This is a genomic window from Streptomyces sp. JW3 (assembly GCF_052216785.1).
GTDB lineage: Bacteria > Actinomycetota > Actinomycetes > Streptomycetales > Streptomycetaceae > Streptomyces.
Window position 1 is genome coordinate 1 of sequence record NZ_JBQOUX010000152.1, and the last position, 15982, is coordinate 15982.

Consider the following 15982-nt stretch of genomic DNA (forward strand, 5'->3'; position numbering starts at 1 on the left):
CCCCCGGCCCGGCTCACGGGCGGCGGGGGCGCGCGTCCCGCGTCAGAGGTTGGTCATGTCGACCGGGATGCGTGCCTCGCAGCCGTCGCGCAGCACCGTGGCCTCGATGAGGCCGTAGGGGCGGTCGGCGGCGAAGTACACCTCGTTGTCGTTCTTGAGGCCGAACGGCTCCAGGTCGACCAGGAAGTGGTGGCTGTTGGGGAGCGAGAAGCGGACCTCGTCCAGCTCGCCGCGGTGGTTGATGATGCGCGACCCCATCTGGTACAGGGTCTGCTGGAGCGAGAGCGAGTACGTCTCGGCGAACGCCTGGAGCATGTGCTTCTTCACCTGCTCGTAGGACTTCTCCCAGTGCGGCATCTTCTGCTCGTCGTCGGTCCAGTTGAACCGCCAGCGGGCGGAGACCGAGGTGGCCAGGATGCGGTCGTGGGCTTCCTGGAGCGTCGTGTACTTGTCCTTGACGAAGCCCCAGAACTCGGAGTTGGTGGAGTTCATCACCGTCAGGTCCTTCAGACCGGAGACGACCTCCCACTGCTCGCCGTCGTAGGTGATCTGGGCGACCCGGGTCTCCTGGCCCTTGCGGACGAAGGAGTGCTTGACCTCGTCGGCGCCGATGAACTTGGAGTCGGCGTCGGAGGTGGCGATCCGCTCCCAGGCGTACTCCTCGATCCGGATCCGGGCGTGGTGGATCGGCTCCTGCGAGGTGACGAAGTGCCGGGCCAGGTGGATGCCGAACTGCTCGGCCGACTCGATGCCGTGCTCCTTGGCGAACGCGAACACCGTGTTCTTGGTGGTGTCGGTCGGCAGGACGTGGGCGTTGGAGCCGGAGTAGTGCACCTCGTCCATGTCGCCGGACAGCGCGACGGAGACGTTGAGGTCCTTGATGTGGTGGGTGGCGCCGTCCCGCGTGATCTTCACGACTCGGTTCTCGGCCTTGCCGTACTGGTTCTGTCCCAGGATGGTCGGCATGAGCTAGCTCCCTCGGTAAACGGAGTAGCCGAACGGGTTGAGCAGCAGCGGTACGTGATAGTGCTCGCCGGGGCGCACGGCGAAGGTGATCGCCACCTCGGGGAAGAACACGGCACCGCTGTCCCGAGTCGCGGGGGCGTCCTGCTGCACATCGGCTTGCTTCTTCGATGTTCCTTCGAAGTACGCCTCGACGGCGAAGTCGAGCCGTACGTGGGTGGTGCCCTCCGGCAGCGCCGGGAGGTCCTTGCAGCGCCCGTCCGCGTCGGTGGCCGAGCCGCCGAGTGGCCGCCAGTCGGCGTCCCGGCCGGTGCGGGCCGAGAGGTGGACGGCGACGCCCTGGGCGGGGCGGCCGGCGCTGGTGTCCAGGATGTGGGTGGACACGGAGGCGGTGGTACTGGTGCTCATGGTCGGGCGTCCTGTTCGAGGAGGGGGGCTTCGACGAGCCGGGCCAGCCGGATGCGGTTGATCTTTCCCAGCTCGGTGCGGACGATCTCCCGCTCCTGCTCGGGCGAGTTGCCGATCCGCTCCTTGACCGCGTCCCTCATCTGCTCGCCGGTGCGGCCGGTGGCGCAGATGAGGAAGACATGGCCGAACTTCTCCTGGTAGGCCAGGTTGAGTTCGAGCATCTCGGCCTTCAGCTGGTCCGGGGCGCCGGCCATGCCGGCCTGCTCGCGGGAGGAGGTCGGATCGCCCGGCTTCGGGCGGCCGATCGGCGGGTGCCCGGCCATCGCCTCCGCCAGGTCCGCCGCGGTCAGCGCGGCCGTGGCGGTGTCGCTCGCGGTGTACAGGTCCTCGGCGGTGGCGTAGGGGCGGGCGGCGGTCAGCCGCTCCCCCCAGGCCGCGCCGGCGCACACCTCGTGGAGTGCGGCGCGGGCCGCGGACTGGGCGAGGGCGTTGAATCGGGCCAGACCCGGCGGCGTGGAAGGGGACGTCACGGGAGCCTCCGTGGCCTTGTGCTGAACGGGCGTGCCGATAGCTAACGCGCTCGGAAACACAGCGTCAACAGTTTGTTGAAAATTCGCTGTAAACAGAGACGCGGCGTCCCGGCCGCCCGCACCGGCCGCTCAGCGGCCCTTTTCCCGGTTCAGGTAGTTGTAGACGGTGAACCGGGAGACCCCGAGCGCGCTCGCCACCGTCTCCACCCCGTGCCGCACCGAGAAGGCGCCGCGCGCCTCCAGGTTCCGTACGACCTCCTGCTTGGCCCTGCGGTCCAAGTCGGCCAGCGGCACGCCCCGACGGCGCTCCATCGCGGCCAGGATGTGGTCGAGGGAGTCGGCGAGCTGGGGCAGCCGTACGGCGACCACCTCGGCCCCTTCCCAGGAGAGCAGCACGTCGTCCCGGCCGGCCTCGTCCGGCGGGACCAGTTCGCCGCCGATCGCGTCGACGAGGGGCTTGACCGCCGCGATGAACGGCTCGTCCGCGCCGCCGGTCACCGCTCGCCCTCGGCGAGGACGTTGACCTGCAGGGAGATCCGGGTGGCGCCCGCGTCGAGGGTCCGGCGGAGCAGCGCGTCCAGGGCGGCGAGCACCGCGTCGGCGCCGCCCTCGGCGGTGTTGCCGAACGGGCCGACGTCGACCGCGTCCAGCTCGGCGGCCTCGATGACCTCCCGGGCGACCACCGCGTGCGCGGGGGCCTCGTCCAGGTCGAAGGGCTCGGTCGTGAACTCCACTCTCAATCGCACGCGCTCAACCTAACGCGCGGCACCCGATTGTGCCGACGCCCCTTGACAAGCCTCGACACCCGACGGCAACCTTCCAGTAAGCAGAAAGAAGTTTCCGCAATACGGAAGGGGGCGCGGCATCCCATGGGATTCGCGGACCAGCGCTTCACCGTCAATCTGTCGATCCTCTTCACCGAGCTCCCCCTCCTGGAGCGCCCCGCGGCGGCCGCCGCGGCCGGCTTCGGCGCGGTCGAGCTGTGGTGGCCCTGGACCGACGCGCCCGTGCCCGAGCGGTCCGAACTGGACGCGCTGCGGCGGGCGGTGGAGGCGGCCGGCGTCCGGCTCACCGGCCTGAACTTCTACGCCGGCCGGCTGCCCGGCCCGGACCGCGGCGCCCTGTCGGTCCCGGGCGAGGAGTCGGACCGGTTCCGCGCCAACATCGAGGTGGCCGTCGGTTTCGCCGAGTCGCTGGGCTGTACGGCGCTCAACGCGCTGTACGGCAACCGGGTCGCGGGCGTGGACCCGGCCGAGCAGGACGCGCTGGCCCTGGAGAACCTGGTCCTCGCGGCCCGCGCGGCCCACCGGATCGGCGCGACCGTGCTGGTGGAGGCGCTGAACAAGGCCGAGTCGCCGCTGTGCCCGCTGGTCTCGGCGCCGGCCGCGGTGGCGGTCGTCGACCGGGTCAACGCGGCCACCGGGCTGCGGAACACCAAGTTCCTGATGGACCTCTACCACCTGGCCATGAACGGCGAGGACCTGCCGGGAGTGATCGAGCGGTACACGGCCCGCACCGGCCACGTCCAGATCGCCGACAGTCCCGGCCGCGGCGCCCCCGGCACCGGTTCGCTGCCGCTGGCGGACCTGCTCGACCAGGTGCGCAAGGCCGGTTACGACGGCTGGGTCGGGCTGGAGTACAAGCCCGGCGACCGGCCGAGCGCCGCGTCCTTCGACTGGCTGCCCCGCGAGGCCCGCTGACCACCACCCCCTGTACCGAGAGGCACCCCTATGAGCAAGAAGATCGCTTGGATCGGCCTGGGCATCATGGGCTCCCCGATGTCGGAGAACCTGATCAAGGCGGGCTACCGGGTCACCGGTCACACCCTGGAGCGGGAGAAGCTGGACCGGCTGGCCGCGGCCGGCGGCACCGCGGCCGGCTCGATCGCGGAGGCGGTCCGGGACGCCGACGTGATCGTCACGATGGTGCCGGCGTCGCCGCAGGTGGAGGCCATCGCCTACGGCCCGGACGGCATCCTGGCGCACGCCCGGTCCGGCGCCCTGCTGATCGACATGTCCTCGATCACCCCGGGGACCTCGATCGACCTGGCGAAGGCCGCCGCGGAGAAGGGCATCCGGGTGCTGGACGCCCCCGTCTCCGGCGGTGAGGCGGGCGCGGTCGAGGCCGTGCTGTCCATCATGGTCGGCGGTGAACAGGCCGACTTCGACGAGGCGAAGCCGCTCTTCGAGGCACTCGGCAGGACCATCGTGCGGTGCGGTCCGCACGGCGCGGGCCAGACGGTGAAGGCCGCCAACCAGCTGATCGTCGCCGTGAACATCCAGGCGTGCGCGGAGGCGGTGGTCTTCCTGGAGAAGTCCGGCGTCGACCTGAAGGCCGCGCTGGACGTGCTGAACGGCGGGCTGGCCGGCTCCACCGTGCTGACCCGGAAGAAGGACAACTTCCTGGACCGGGACTTCAAGCCCGGCTTCCGCATCGACCTGCACCACAAGGACATGGGCATCGTCACCGACGCGGCCCGCACCGTCGGCGCGGCCCTGCCGGTCGGCGCCGTGGTCGCGCAGCTGGTCGCGTCCCTGCGCGCGCAGGGCGACGGCGGCCTGGACCACTCCGCGCTGTTGCGGGGCGTGGAGCGGCTGTCCGGCGCCCAGGTCTGACGCGTACCCCCTCGACTTCCGGGCGGCGTCGCGCGTCGACACCTGTCCCGTCGCGCCCAAGCGCGTGGCGCCGCCCGGAACCCACTTCAACAGACGGGACCCTCAAATCCTCCTCTGAAACCGGCACCGGCACGCTTGGACCACCCCCGTGAGCGGGCACATCCCCCCGCACACGGGGGTGATGTCATGACGGGAACCATGCGACGACAGCTGGAGCCGTACGAGGTCGCGCTGCTGCGCGGCGGACCGCGGGCCGCCGTCACGGTCGCCGTGGTGGCCCTGCATCTGCGGGGCGCCGTGGCCGCCGGCCGGCCGGGCACACTGCGCCGGGCGCTCGTCCCGGACGCGGCGGCGCATCCGCCGCACCGCGACGAACTGGAGCGCGCGGTGCGCGGCGGCCTCTACCGTCCGGCCTCCCTGGAGGAGCTGCTGACCCGCCCGGTGGTGCGGGCGGCGGTGTCCCGGGCCCGCGCGGAGCTGGCGGCGGACGGGCTGCTGCGGCCCCGGACCGGCGGCCCCACCCGCGCCGGACGCAAACGGCTGGCGGGGCTGCGCGCGGTCGTCCCGCTGCCGGCCGGCCCCGAGGGTTGGCCGCACGACTACATGACGGTCGCCGTCGCCGTGCACGGCGACCCGGCGCTCACGGCCCTGCTGCCGCGCTTCACCGAACGCGCCCGGCTGACCGGCCGGGGCGCCCACGCGGACGCGGGCCGCTTCCCGTTCGGCCGGAGGGACCGCTTCCTGCGGTGGCGGGCCGATCACGACGGCCACGGCTCCGGTCACGACAGCGGCGGCTTCAGTTGCGGCAGCGGAGGCGGCGGCGACTGAACGCGACGAGAGGGCGGCCCGTCCCGGGGGAACGGACCGCCCTCCGCACCGTGTTCGGCCGCCGGGGTTCAGACCTTCAGGGGCCTGATGGAGGTCGGCGCGTGGCCGGGCTCGGTGGCCAGGTCCTCGAACTCCACCACGTTGGAGATGTCGTTGGTCCCCGACATGGCGATGTTGGTGACCCGCTCCAGGATCGCCTCCACCACCACCGGCACCCGGAACTCGGCGGCCAGCTTCTTGGCCTGCTCGAAGGCCGCGCCCAGCTCGCCCGGGTCGGTCACCCGGATCGCCTTGCAGCCGAGCCCCTCGGCGACCTTGACGTGGTCGACGCCGTAGACACCCAGTTCCGGCGAGTTGATGTTCTCGAACTCCAGCTTGACCTGGAAGTCGATGTCGAAGGCCCGCTGCGCCTGCCGGATCAGCCCCAGATAGGCGTTGTTCACCAGCACGTGCACGTACGGGATCCGGTGCTGCGCGCCGACCGCCAGCTCCTCCATCATGAACTGGAAGTCGTAGTCCCCGGACAGCGCGACCACCTGGGCCTCGGGGTCGGCCTTGGCGACGCCGAGCGCGGCGGGCACGGTCCAGCCCAGCGGGCCCGCCTGACCGCAGTTGATCCAGTGCCGGGGCCGGTACACGTGCAGCATCTGGGCGCCGGCGATCTGGGACAGCCCGATGGTGGAGACGTACCGCGTCTCGGGTCCGAACGCCTTGTTCATCTCCTCGTAGACGCGCTGCGGCTTGATGGGGACGTCGTCGAAGTGGGTACGGCGCTGGAGGGTGGCCTTCTTCTCCTGCGCGGCGGCGGACCAGGCGGACCGGTCGGGCAGCGCGCCGGCGTCCTTCAGCTCCTTCGCCACCTCGACGAAGAGGGCGAGCGCCGCCTTGGCGTCGGAGGCGATGCCGTAGTCGGGGGCGAAGATCCTGCCGAGCTGGGTCGGCTCGACGTCGACGTGCACGAAGGTCCGTCCGGCGGTGTAGACGTCGAGCTTGCCGGTGTGGCGGTTGGCCCAGCGGTTGCCGATGCCGAGGACGAAGTCGGACTCCAGGAAGGTCGCGTTGCCGTAGCGGTGCGAGGTCTGGAGGCCGACCATGCCGGCGTTCAGCTCGTGGTCGTCGGGGAGCACGCCCCAGCCCATCAGGGTCGGCACCACCGGGACGCCGGTCAGCTCGGCGAACTCCACCAGCAGATCGGCCGCGTCGGCGTTGATGACCCCGCCGCCGGCCACGATCAGCGGCCGCTCGGCCGTGTTGAGCATGCCGAGGGCCTTCACGATCTGCGCGCGGGAGGCGGCCGGCCGGTACACGGGCAGCGGCTGGTACGTCTCCGGGTCGAACTCGATCTCGGTGAGCTGCACGTCGATCGGCAGGTCGATCAGGACCGGCCCCGGACGTCCGGAGCGCATCAGGTGGAACGCCTGCTGGAAGACGCCGGGGACCTGGGCCGCCTCCAGCACGGTCACCGCCATCTTCGTCACCGGCCCCGCGACGGCGGCGATGTCGACGGCCTGGAAGTCCTCCTTGTGCAGCACGGCGGTCGGCGCCTGGCCGGTGACGCACAGGATCGGGATCGAGTCGCCGGTGGCCGAGTACAGCCCGGTGATCATGTCGGTGCCGGCCGGGCCCGAAGTCCCGATGCAGACACCGATGTTGCCGGGCCGGGTACGGGTGTACCCCTCCGCCATGTGCGAGGCGCCCTCGACGTGCCGGGCGAGGGTGTGGGTGATGCCGCCGGACGCCTTGAGCGCCGCGTAGAAGGGGTTGATCGCGGCGCCCGGCACACCGAACGCGTCCGCGACGCCCTCGCGCTTGAGGATCTCAACTGCCGCGCGGGCAGCGGTCATACGAGCCATCGAGTACTCCTGCTGGTCGGAACCTGGTCGGAACCACGCCCGTCGCGCCCACGCTGAGCAGCTTCCGCTTGTTTCCGCATAGTGAAAGTTCACTTTTGCATTCTGGAAGTAAGGTAAGTGGGTGGCCGGGCGACGTCAAGGGAGGACGATGAGGGGCATGACCGAGAGCCTCACGGTGCGCTGCCCGGTCTGCCGGCGCGCGCACCGCTACACGGCGGCGGCGTACCCGTGCGCCTGCGGGACGCCCGTCGCTCCTCCGCTCGACCCGGACGGGACGGTGACGGAGGTCCGCCACCGCGCCTGGGACGAGGAGTGGATCGGGGTGCGCTGCGCGTCCTGCGGCGGGATGGGGCAACGGCCGCGGCCGGAGCTGGGCTGTCCGTGCGGGACGGTGCTGAGCCTGCCGGTGCACGATCCCTTCGACCTGGTCGCGGCCGTGGTCCGGTACCTGGGCAGGCTCGGCCACCGCGACCTGCTCCACGCCCGGCGGGGCCTGACGGCCGGCGTCGGACTCGCCGGCCGGGGGGTGCTGGCGCAGGTGGACCCGTCGGGCGCGGCCGCGACGGTACGGGACGTGGAGTGCCTGTGGCTGACGGCGGCCACCCGCTCCGCGCGCTGCGTCCACTTCTCGTCGGCCGCCTACCCGGCCGAGGTCCGCGCCCGCGCCGATCTGCTGCGGGTACCGCTGTTCGTCCTCGGTCCGGGCCACGTCCCCCGGCCCGTGAACGGCGCGGCGGCGGCGATGGACGCGACGGACGACGCGTGACGATCTGAGTGTGCGCGCGGGCCGTACCGAGTACGCGTACTCAGGGCAGCGGGCGTCCTGGGCGGCGAGAGTGAGGGCACGCCGAGCGACTGGAGACCATGATGAACGTGTCCCGCAGAACGAACCGCACCGTCACCGCCACCGCACTTGGCACGGCTCTCGCCGCCGGTGCCGCGCTGCTGGCCCTCACCGGGTGCGCCGGTTTCGAGTACCGGGAGGATGTCTGCGGCGGCGGCGAGTACCCGGTGCTCTGGGTGGGCGGCACCGGTTCCGCCTGCGTGCCGGACGCGGAGGAGCCGCCCTCGGGGTACACGCGCTACCCGGAGGGCAAGGTGCCGCAGCAGGTCGACGACAAGTGGGACGTGTACTGGAACACCCACATGCTGGACGCGGACGGCAAGGTCGTCGAGGTCGGTTGACCGCGCGGCTAGAGGATCTCGCCCCGGCTACGGGCGTTGGCTTCGGCGACCTTCTCCCGCAGCCTGGAGCGCCGCCCCCAGGGGTCGCCTCCATACGGCGGCAGGTCGGCGCCCTCGGCGGTGGTGCCGAAGGGGTCTCCGGGGTCGTGGAAGACGAGCAGCCGCCCGTTGACGCCGTATTCCTCGATGGCTTCGGACAGTGCCGCCCGCGCGCTGCTCGCCATGCCGGTCGCTCCTTGTGTCGGCTGTCTTGTGACAGACGCTACGAGCGGCGCTGACCTGCGTCGATGGCACTTTCGCCGGGTGCGGGACCGAAGTGCCACGGAGCGTCAGACGGGCAGATCCACCAGGTCGGCCAGCTCCCGTATCTCGGGGGTCAGCGTCCGGCGGCGAGCCACCACGCGGCCGAGGATGTCGCGGGCGTACCGCTGGTTCGGGAGCCACTGCGGGGAGCCCGCGCGGATCTTCTGGAAGGCGTCCACCGCTTCCGCGTACTGCCGTAGCTGCGTGTGGGCGCTCGCCACGTCGAGCAGGTGCCGGTTCCTGTTGTTCGAGGTCGGCTTCAGAGCGTCCGCGGGGATGCGGGAGGCGAGGGCGAGCACCGTGTCCGGACGGTCGGAGACCATCGCGTTCTCGGTACGCTTCAGGGCCACGGTGACGGGCCCGAAGGTGCGCAGGAAGTCCCCTTGGGGGGTGCATTCACGCCCCAGGGCCACCGCTGCCGAGTGGGCCAGCCGCAGGGCGTCCTCGGCCTCGCCGGGCCGGTTGTCCCGGATGGCGGCGGCCGACAGGCGCAGCAGCAGCCATCCCCAGGCGCTCAACTCGGCCGGTGTGGCCCGCGACATGCGGGGCTCGACCTGGTCGGACCACCGCACGGCCAGCTCCCGGGCCTCCGCGAGCCGGCCCCGGCGCAGCAGCAGCCAGCACCGGACACTGACCGTGGCGGCGCGCTGGACCACATCGGTGGCGTCGTCCTGTGCGCGCTCCAGGGCCAGTTCGGCGGCGTCGAACTGCCGGGTCTGGGTCATCAGCCACCCGGTCAGCTCCAGCAGACGGGCCCGGAGCGGCCTGCCCCGGGGGTCGGTCGCGGTCAGCGCCTCGGTGTCGCGCAGCAGGACCGGCAGGACCGTGCCGAGTTCGGTGAAGCGGTCGTGCGCGAACAGGGGCACCGAGGCCCGGAGGGCGTCCCGTACGCCCTCGTAGGTGAGTGCCTCGTCGGACGCGACGGTGTCGGCGGGCGCCGCCAGGGCCGCGTGCACGGGCGCCCAACTCCGCACGGTGGCCGCGTCAGCCGGGTCTTCCGCGTGGGCGGCGACCAGCTGGGTGGTGGGCACCTTGAGCGTGTGCGCGAGAGCCCGCGCGGTCTCCAGCCGGGTGTCGGTGCGCTCGCCCTGTTCCAGTTTCCGGACGAGGGACACGGAGACACCCGAGAGATCCGCCAGTTGCCGCTGGGTCAGGCCCCGACGTTTGCGGATCTCCCGAAGCCGTTCACCGAGGTTGGCGCTCATACACCGAGAGTACGGCCACCGACCAGGCACCGGGGGGCTCAGCGGAAGTCCTCCTCCCGGTACTCCGCGTCCGAGCCGGCGGCGGTCGCCTCGCGGAGTTCGATGCGGCGGATTTTGCCGGAGACCGTTTTGGGGAGGTCGGCGAATTCCAGGCGGCGCAGGCGTTTGTAGGGGGCCAGGGTGTGGCGGGAGTGGTCGAAGAGGACCTTCGCGGTGTCCGGGCCGGGCTGCCAGCCGGCGGCCAGGACGATGTACGCCTTCGGGACGGCGAGGCGGAGTTCGTCGGGGGCGGGGACGACGGCGGCCTCGGCGACCGCCTCGTGTTCGAGGAGCGCGCTCTCCAGCTCGAAGGGGCTGATCTTGTAGTCGCTGGCCTTGAAGACGTCGTCGCTGCGACCGATGTACGTCAGGTACCCCTCCTCGTCCCGGGACCCGATGTCGCCGGTGCGGTAATAGCCGTCCGCCATCGCCTCCGCCGTGCGGGCCGGGTCGCCGTGGTAGCCGGTCATCAGGCCGACCGGGCGGGTGGAGAGGTCGAGGGCGATTTCGCCCTCCGCGGCGCCGGGGGCGCCGGTGACCGGGTCGAGGAGTTCGACGCGGTAGCCGGGGCTGGGGCGGCCCATGGAGCCGGTCTTGAGGAGCTGGCCGGGGCTGTTGGAGACCTGGACCGCGGTCTCGGTCTGGCCGAAGCCGTCGCGGATGGTGACGCCCCAGGCCCGGCGGACCTGTTCGATCACCTCGGGGTTGAGCGGTTCGCCCGCCGCGGCGACCTCGCGGGGCGGGGTGCCGAGCCCGCTCAGGTCGGCCTGGATGAGCATCCGCCAGACGGTCGGCGGGGCGCAGAAGGTGGTCACCCCGGCCCGCGTCATCTCGCGCATCAGGCGGGGCGCGTCGAAGCGGGTGTAGTTGTGGATGAAGACGGTCGCCTCCGCGTTCCACGGGGCGAACAGGTTGGACCAGGCGTGCTTGGCCCAGCCGGGCGAGGAGATGTTCAGGTGCACGTCGCCGGGCCGGAGGCCGATCCAGTACATCGTCGCCAAGTGGCCGATGGGGTAGGAGACGTGGGTGTGCTCGACCAGTTTGGGGCGGGCGGTCGTGCCCGAGGTGAAGTAGAGCATCAGGGAGGTGTCGGCGGGGGTCGGGCCGTCCGGGGCGAACACCTCCGACGCCGTCTCCGTCTCCTCGTACGGCTGCCAGCCGGCACCGGCGCCGCCGACCGCGATACGGGTGTAGGCGCCGGGCACGTCCGCGAACTTGCCGGTGTCCTCGGCGCGGACGATCACGTGGGCCACCCGGCCGCGCTCCACCCGGTCGCGCAGGTCGGCGGGGCCGAGCAGCGGGGTCGCCGGGATGACCACCGCGCGCAGCTTGATCGCGGCCAGCGCCGTCTCCCACAGCTCCACCTGGTTGCCCAGCATCACCAGGACGCGGTCGCCCGCCGCGACGCCCCGCTCCCGCAGCCAGTTCGCGGCCCGGTCGGAGCGGGCGGACAGCTCGGCGAAGGTCCGCCGGTGCTCCGTCCCGTCCTCCTCGACGATGTGCAGCGCCGTGCGGCCGTTGCCGTCCGCGATGACGTCGAACCAGTCCAGCGCCCAGTTGAAGTACTCCGGGCGGGGCCACTCGAAGCCCGTGTAGGCGGCCGTGTAGTCCTCGCGGTGCTTCAGCAGGAAATCCCGTGCCGTGCGGAAGCTCTCCGTCGCCGTCGTCATCGTGTCGTCCTCCTAGGTGCCGGGCCGGGGCCGGGCGGCTCGCTGCCATCTTCGGCGCATCGCCCCTGGTCGCACCAGCCCCGGACCGGGTGGACGTCAGCCTCGTACCGGGCCCCGGAGAAACCCCCCGTGGCCAAAACCCTGAACACTCCGCCCCCCGCTGTCCCCTCACCTCTCATCCGAGCGCCCCCATGACATCCACCCGCCGACTGCTCACGCTTCCCAGCGGACACAGTCCTCCCCGGGCCCGGCGCATGACGCCCGGCCGGCCGGGCACCCGGGGGCACTGTGCACGACGAGCGACGGAAGATCCTGGTGACCGGCTGGTTCAGCTTCCTGCACGGGGAGGCGACCGCCGGCGACGTGCTGGCGCTGCGCCGGGTGGCGGCGGTGCTGCGGGGCGCGGGGCTCGCCCACGACGTCGTGTGGAGCCCCGGGTTCCGGGCGGACGGCACGCACTTCGACGACATCGATCCGGCCGCGTACACCCATCTGGTCTTCGTGTGCGGGCCGGCGCACGGCCCGCAGGTCGAGGAGGTGCACCGGCGGTTCGCGCACTGTGTGCGGATCGCCGTCGGTGTCTCCGTGGTCGCCCCCCGCTCCCCCGCCGTCACCGGGTTCCACCGGGTGCTGGTGCGGGACGCGCCCGGCACCGAGCCGGCCCTCGACCTCGCGGCCCGCGCCCCCGCCTCGGCCGCCGTGCCGGTGGTCGGTGTGGTCCTCACGCACGGGCAGCGCGAGTACGCGGACCGGCGGCGGCACGCCGAGACCGCCGCGGTGGTGACGGGGTGGCTGGGCGGCAAGGACTGCGCGCGGCTGGAGCTGGAGACCCGGCTCGACGCGCACGACTGGCGGCTGTGCGGCACGGCGGACCAGTTGGAGGCGGTCCTGGCCCGGCTGGACCTGGTGGTCACCGACCGGTTGCACGGACTGGTGCTGGCGTTGCGGGCCGGGGTGCCGGCGCTGGCGGTGGACCCGGTCGCGGGCGGTGCGAAGGTGACCGCGCAGGCCAGGGCCTGCGGCTGGCCGGCGCTGGTCGGCTGCGAGGAACTGGCGCCGGGCCGGCCGGCCACGGACCGGCTGGAGCACTGGTGGCGGTGGTGCCTGGCCGACGGGCCCGGCGCGGCCCGCCGGGCGGCCGCCGCCTTCCGGTCGTCCGCCGTGCCGGACGGCGCGGACGCCCTGCTCGCGGCGCTCGGCGCACGGCCCGCCGGTTGACCCCCGCCGGCGCGGGCACTCGGTGGTGCGTCGGTCCGCCCCAGGAGGAGACACCGCAGGAGGCCCCGTGAGCGTCAGCCGGCTCCCCGAGCACGAACAGCGCGTCCTCGACGAGGTCGAACGCGCCCTGCGCCGCGACCGCCGGCTCGACCGGCGGCTGCGTACGTTCCGGCCGAGCCGGCGCCCCGATCCGGCGCGGCTGCTGACGTACCGCCCGCGCGCCCTGACGGTTCTGCTGCTGCTCGCCGTTTCCGTCACCCTGATGGTGACCGGCATCGTCACCGCCGAGCCCGGCGTGATCTGGGCGTTCGCCGGTGCCTGGCCGGTGACGCTGTTCGCGGTGTTCCGGCTGATGTGCCGCTGGACGGAGGGCTGACGGAGGGCTGCGGAGCGGGTCGTCAGCCCGTGTAGCTGCGGGCCGTCGAGTCGCGCTGGGCCGGTTCCAGGGTGCGCAGCCGGGCCTCCACGTCCGGCGGCAGCACCCGGCGTTCGCGCAGCACCCACGGCAGCGCGGCGGCGGCCTCGGCGAAGGCGCGCAGCGAGGCGGTGTCGCGCGGCACGGTACGGGCCAGGTGCAGGGTGCGGCGCAGGGCGTACCCGGCGGGGCGGCGCAGCCAGGTGAACCACAGGGTGTTGCGGATGCCGTGGGTGCGGCGCAGCCGGGCGTCCCGGACGACGGACGCATGGTGATGGATGGTCAGGTGGTCGGCGTAGGTCAGCCACCAGCCGGCCGCCGCGAGGTCGGCGGCGAGCAGTTCCTCCTCGCCGCCCAGCCACAGCCGGGGGTGGAAGCCGCCCGCGGCGCGGAACGCGTCGGTGCGCAGTACGGTCGCGGCGGCCAGGAAGGAGCCGAGCGCGGGGCCGGGCAGCCAGTCGGGGCCGGGGACCGGTGAGTCGCGCAGTTCCTTGACGATGGGGTCCTCGGTGCCGTCCGGTTCGACCACGATCCGGGCGGTGACGGTGCCGAGGGCGGGGTGCGCGTCGAGCAGGTCGGCGGCGCCGGCCAGCGAGCCGGGCGCCCACCAGGAGTCGTCGTCGCAGAAGGCGACGTAGGGCGTGCGGACCTGGCGGACGGCGAGGTTGCGGCCGACGGCGCCCAGGTTGCGGCCGGGGCGCAGCAGCCGTACCTGCGGGTGGTGGCGGGCGACGGCGGCCGCGGTGCCGTCGGTGCAGGCGTTGTCGGTGACGATCACCGGGGGCTTTTCCGGCAGCGCGGCCAAGTGGCCGAGGGTGCGCAGGAGTTCGGGGCGGCGGTTGTGGGTGATGACGACGACGGTGGTGCGGGGGTCGGTCATGCGGCCGGTTCCGTTCCGTCCAGGCGGCGGGCGGCCCGTTCCACGTGCGGGGGCAGGGCCCGGCGGTCGCGCAGCGCGGCGGGCAGCCGGGTGAGGACCTCGCGCAGCGCCCGCCGGGCGTGCGGGTCGCGGCGGGCGTCGGCGGCGAGCGCGCGGGTGCGGGCCAGGGCGTGCGGGAGGGGGCGGCGCAGCCAGGCGGTGAGGAGTTCGTTGCGGCGGACCACGGCCGGGCGGTCGGCGCGCGGGCCGGGGTCGGGGTGGTGGTGGGCGGTCACCTCGGGGCAGTGGGTGACGCCCCAGCCGCGGGCGGCCAGGTCGTAGGCGAGGAGGGTCTCCTCGGCGCCGAAGAAGAGCAGCGGGTGGTAGCCGCCGGCGTCGAGATACGCCTCGCGGCGGACCACCGAGGCGCAGGCCAGGAAGCCGAGGACCTGGGTGCCGGGCAGGTCGGCGGCGCCGCCGAGGGGGGAGTCGGCGAGGACGCCGTTGAGCGGGTCGGCGTACTCGGCGGGGCCGACCAGGGTGCGGGCGGAGAGCAGGCCGAGCCGGGGGTGTTCGTCGAAGAGCCGGGCGGCGGTGGCGAGGGCGCCGGGGGCCCACCAGGAGTCGTCGTCGCTGAAGGCCACGTACGGGGTGTCCAGGGCGCGGACGCCGTGGGTGCGGGCGAGGGCGCCGCGGTTGAAGGGCAGGGACAGCACCCGTATGCGGGGAAAGTCGCGGGCCAGCATGGCGCGGGTGTCGTCGGTGGAGGCGTTGTCGGCGACCAGGATCTCGGGCCGTTCGGGCAGGTCGAGCAGGTGGCGCAGGGTGGTGGCCAGCCGCGCCGAGCGGTTGCGGGTCGCGATGACGATGCCGACGGGCGCGTGGGGGGCGCGATCGGTGCGGGTGGGGCCGGGGGCGGTGGTGAGGGCGTGGTTCATGGTGCCTCGCTCAGGGCGTCGACGGCGTGCAGTACTTCGCCGGCGGTGATGCGCAGCAGCGCGGGGTCGGGGGTGTCGCCGTGCGGGTCCCCGGCGCCGTCCGGACCGGGGTGCCACAGGACCCGGTGGCGGGGGTGGGCGGGCGGGCCCCAGCGGCTGGGCGGGACGGGGCCGAAGAGGGTGACGGAGGGGGCGGCGTGGGCGACGGCGAGGTGCGCGACGCCGGTGTCGCCGCTGATCACGGCGTGGGCGCCGGCGACGAGGGCGGCCAGCCGGTCGTACGGCAGACCGCCGCCGAAGACGTCGGTGTCGGGCAGCCGGGCGTCCTTGGCCAGCCGGGCCACCAGGTCGTTCTCGTCCGCTCCGCCGGTCACCACGACCCGGTGTCCGCGGGCCCGCAGCGCCTCGGCGACGGCCGCGTACCGGTCCACGGGCCAGCACCGGGAGGGGGCGCCGGCGCCGGGGTGCAGGACCACCGCGCCGGGCGCCGGGGACGGTCCCGGCGGGCGGGGCAGCAGCAGGTCGGCCGGGTCGGCGTCGATGCCGTAGGAGGTCAGCAGGCGGCACCAGCGGTCGCGTTCGTGCTCCTCGGCGTACCAGGGCGGGCCATCGGGTGCCGCGAAGCCGAGCAGCCTGCGGGGGTGCAGGGCGGCCAGCGGGCGGAGGCTGACCGGGCCGTTGCCGTGCAGGTCGACGGCGAGGTCGGGGGGCGGGCCGGTCCAGTCGAGGACGGCGGGCACCGCCCGGCCGGGTGCGGCGGCGGGCAGCAGCCGGTCGACGGCGCCGGTGGCGGCGGCGACGGGGCCGAGTCCGGCGGGGCCGGCCAGCACCAGTTCATGGTCCGGGCAGGCCCGCCGCAACGCCCGCAGCGCGGGCACCCCGGCGAGCAGATCACCGAGGCCGAGGGCGCGCAGGACGAGGAGGCGGGGCGGGTGCTCCCCGGCCGCCGCCCG

General features: G+C 73.5%; 19 protein-coding genes. 7 read left to right on the top strand and 12 right to left on the bottom strand.

What is annotated here, in order from left to right; translation table 11 throughout:
* Positions 1 to 42: 42 nt before the first annotated feature.
* The 5 genes from pucL to ACTT8P_RS35555 form a co-directional block, all read right to left on the bottom strand.
* Complete coding sequence (gene pucL, locus ACTT8P_RS35535; protein ID WP_442835925.1) at positions 43 to 966, bottom strand: factor-independent urate hydroxylase; 924 nt, start codon at positions 964 to 966, stop codon at positions 43 to 45.
* A 3-nt stretch (positions 967 to 969) separates the two neighbouring features.
* The gene (uraH, locus tag ACTT8P_RS35540) at positions 970 to 1371 is read right to left on the bottom strand and encodes a hydroxyisourate hydrolase (protein WP_442835926.1); all 402 of its coding nucleotides are present in this window, start codon (positions 1369 to 1371) and stop codon (positions 970 to 972) included.
* The gene (gene uraD, locus ACTT8P_RS35545) at positions 1368 to 1901 is read right to left on the bottom strand and encodes a 2-oxo-4-hydroxy-4-carboxy-5-ureidoimidazoline decarboxylase (RefSeq protein WP_442835927.1); all 534 of its coding nucleotides are present in this window, start codon (positions 1899 to 1901) and stop codon (positions 1368 to 1370) included. The genes uraH and uraD overlap by 4 nt, the downstream gene beginning before the upstream one ends.
* Before the next feature lie 129 nt (positions 1902 to 2030).
* The gene (locus ACTT8P_RS35550) at positions 2031 to 2399 is read right to left on the bottom strand and encodes a helix-turn-helix domain-containing protein (protein ID WP_442835928.1); all 369 of its coding nucleotides are present in this window, start codon (positions 2397 to 2399) and stop codon (positions 2031 to 2033) included.
* On the bottom strand, positions 2396 to 2647 hold the full coding sequence (locus tag ACTT8P_RS35555; RefSeq protein WP_442835929.1) for a hypothetical protein: 252 nt from the start codon (positions 2645 to 2647) through the stop codon (positions 2396 to 2398). The genes ACTT8P_RS35550 and ACTT8P_RS35555 overlap by 4 nt, the downstream gene beginning before the upstream one ends.
* Before the next feature lie 123 nt (positions 2648 to 2770).
* On the opposite strand from ACTT8P_RS35555, the gene ACTT8P_RS35560 reads away from it, so the two are divergent.
* The 3 genes from ACTT8P_RS35560 to ACTT8P_RS35570 all read left to right on the top strand — a co-directional run bounded on the left by ACTT8P_RS35560 (position 2771) and on the right by ACTT8P_RS35570 (position 5344).
* Positions 2771 to 3601, top strand: coding sequence for a TIM barrel protein (locus ACTT8P_RS35560; RefSeq protein ID WP_442835930.1), 831 nt, complete (start codon positions 2771 to 2773; stop codon positions 3599 to 3601).
* Between the two features lie 30 nt (positions 3602 to 3631).
* On the top strand, positions 3632 to 4516 hold the full coding sequence (locus ACTT8P_RS35565; protein WP_442835931.1) for a 2-hydroxy-3-oxopropionate reductase: 885 nt from the start codon (positions 3632 to 3634) through the stop codon (positions 4514 to 4516).
* A 186-nt stretch (positions 4517 to 4702) separates the two neighbouring features.
* Positions 4703 to 5344, top strand: coding sequence for a TIGR04222 domain-containing membrane protein (locus tag ACTT8P_RS35570; protein ID WP_442835932.1), 642 nt, complete (start codon positions 4703 to 4705; stop codon positions 5342 to 5344).
* 68 nt (positions 5345 to 5412) lie between these two features.
* On the opposite strand, the gene gcl is transcribed toward ACTT8P_RS35570, so the two are convergent.
* Positions 5413 to 7197, bottom strand: coding sequence for a glyoxylate carboligase (gene gcl / locus ACTT8P_RS35575; RefSeq protein ID WP_442835933.1), 1785 nt, complete (start codon positions 7195 to 7197; stop codon positions 5413 to 5415).
* A 148-nt stretch (positions 7198 to 7345) separates the two neighbouring features.
* On the opposite strand from gcl, the gene ACTT8P_RS35580 reads away from it, so the two are divergent.
* Positions 7346 to 7963, top strand: coding sequence for a hypothetical protein (locus ACTT8P_RS35580; RefSeq protein ID WP_442835934.1), 618 nt, complete (start codon positions 7346 to 7348; stop codon positions 7961 to 7963).
* Positions 7964 to 8064: 101 nt separating this feature from the next.
* The gene (locus ACTT8P_RS35585; protein ID WP_442835942.1) at positions 8065 to 8382 is read left to right on the top strand and encodes an SCO0607 family lipoprotein; all 318 of its coding nucleotides are present in this window, start codon (positions 8065 to 8067) and stop codon (positions 8380 to 8382) included.
* A gap of 8 nt (positions 8383 to 8390) precedes the next feature.
* On the opposite strand, the gene ACTT8P_RS35590 is transcribed toward ACTT8P_RS35585, so the two are convergent.
* From ACTT8P_RS35590 to ACTT8P_RS35600, 3 genes are all read right to left on the bottom strand, one after another.
* Complete coding sequence (locus ACTT8P_RS35590) at positions 8391 to 8606, bottom strand: hypothetical protein (RefSeq protein WP_442835935.1); 216 nt, start codon at positions 8604 to 8606, stop codon at positions 8391 to 8393.
* 105 nt (positions 8607 to 8711) lie between these two features.
* Positions 8712 to 9890, bottom strand: coding sequence for a helix-turn-helix transcriptional regulator (locus ACTT8P_RS35595; protein WP_442835936.1), 1179 nt, complete (start codon positions 9888 to 9890; stop codon positions 8712 to 8714).
* Between the two features lie 38 nt (positions 9891 to 9928).
* Positions 9929 to 11599 carry an AMP-binding protein gene (locus ACTT8P_RS35600; RefSeq protein WP_442835937.1) on the bottom strand — a complete coding sequence of 557 codons (1671 nt, stop codon included), beginning with the start codon at positions 11597 to 11599 and terminating at the stop codon, positions 9929 to 9931.
* 288 nt (positions 11600 to 11887) lie between these two features.
* Here ACTT8P_RS35600 and ACTT8P_RS35605 point away from each other — a divergent pair, with 288 nt between their 5' ends.
* Positions 11888 to 12817, top strand: coding sequence for a polysaccharide pyruvyl transferase family protein (locus ACTT8P_RS35605; RefSeq protein WP_442835938.1), 930 nt, complete (start codon positions 11888 to 11890; stop codon positions 12815 to 12817).
* A 67-nt stretch (positions 12818 to 12884) separates the two neighbouring features.
* Entirely contained in the window at positions 12885 to 13193 is a 309-nt protein-coding gene (locus ACTT8P_RS35610) for a DUF3040 domain-containing protein (RefSeq protein ID WP_442835939.1), read from the top strand.
* Positions 13194 to 13215: 22 nt separating this feature from the next.
* Here ACTT8P_RS35610 and ACTT8P_RS35615 read toward each other — a convergent pair whose 3' ends face one another.
* From ACTT8P_RS35615 to ACTT8P_RS35625, 3 genes are read right to left on the bottom strand one after another with little or no spacing between them, the layout of a single operon-like run.
* Positions 13216 to 14112: a glycosyltransferase family 2 protein gene (locus ACTT8P_RS35615; protein ID WP_442835940.1), complete on the bottom strand. Its 897-nt coding sequence runs from the start codon at positions 14110 to 14112 to the stop codon at positions 13216 to 13218.
* On the bottom strand, positions 14109 to 15029 hold the full coding sequence (locus ACTT8P_RS35620; protein ID WP_442835941.1) for a glycosyltransferase family 2 protein: 921 nt from the start codon (positions 15027 to 15029) through the stop codon (positions 14109 to 14111). Before ACTT8P_RS35620 ends, ACTT8P_RS35615 begins: the two co-directional genes overlap by 4 nt.
* Positions 15026 to 15943: a glycosyltransferase family 9 protein gene (locus ACTT8P_RS35625; protein WP_442835943.1), complete on the bottom strand. Its 918-nt coding sequence runs from the start codon at positions 15941 to 15943 to the stop codon at positions 15026 to 15028. The genes ACTT8P_RS35620 and ACTT8P_RS35625 overlap by 4 nt, the downstream gene beginning before the upstream one ends.
* Between the last annotated feature and the right edge of the window lie 39 nt (positions 15944 to 15982).

Coding starts and splice junctions, on each gene's coding strand:
- ACTT8P_RS35560 (WP_442835930.1), top strand. CDS start 2,771: ATGGGATTCGCGGACCAGCGCTTCACCGTCAATCTGTCGATCCTCTTC.
- ACTT8P_RS35565 (WP_442835931.1), top strand. CDS start 3,632: ATGAGCAAGAAGATCGCTTGGATCGGCCTGGGCATCATGGGCTCCCCG.
- ACTT8P_RS35580 (WP_442835934.1), top strand. CDS start 7,346: ATGAGGGGCATGACCGAGAGCCTCACGGTGCGCTGCCCGGTCTGCCGG.
- pucL (WP_442835925.1), bottom strand. CDS start 966: ATGCCGACCATCCTGGGACAGAACCAGTACGGCAAGGCCGAGAACCGA.
- ACTT8P_RS35595 (WP_442835936.1), bottom strand. CDS start 9,890: ATGAGCGCCAACCTCGGTGAACGGCTTCGGGAGATCCGCAAACGTCGG.
- ACTT8P_RS35615 (WP_442835940.1), bottom strand. CDS start 14,112: ATGACCGACCCCCGCACCACCGTCGTCGTCATCACCCACAACCGCCGC.
- gcl (WP_442835933.1), bottom strand. CDS start 7,197: ATGGCTCGTATGACCGCTGCCCGCGCGGCAGTTGAGATCCTCAAGCGC.
- ACTT8P_RS35585 (WP_442835942.1), top strand. CDS start 8,065: ATGAACGTGTCCCGCAGAACGAACCGCACCGTCACCGCCACCGCACTT.
- uraH (WP_442835926.1), bottom strand. CDS start 1,371: ATGAGCACCAGTACCACCGCCTCCGTGTCCACCCACATCCTGGACACC.
- ACTT8P_RS35570 (WP_442835932.1), top strand. CDS start 4,703: ATGACGGGAACCATGCGACGACAGCTGGAGCCGTACGAGGTCGCGCTG.
- ACTT8P_RS35620 (WP_442835941.1), bottom strand. CDS start 15,029: ATGAACCACGCCCTCACCACCGCCCCCGGCCCCACCCGCACCGATCGC.
- ACTT8P_RS35600 (WP_442835937.1), bottom strand. CDS start 11,599: ATGACGACGGCGACGGAGAGCTTCCGCACGGCACGGGATTTCCTGCTG.
- ACTT8P_RS35590 (WP_442835935.1), bottom strand. CDS start 8,606: ATGGCGAGCAGCGCGCGGGCGGCACTGTCCGAAGCCATCGAGGAATAC.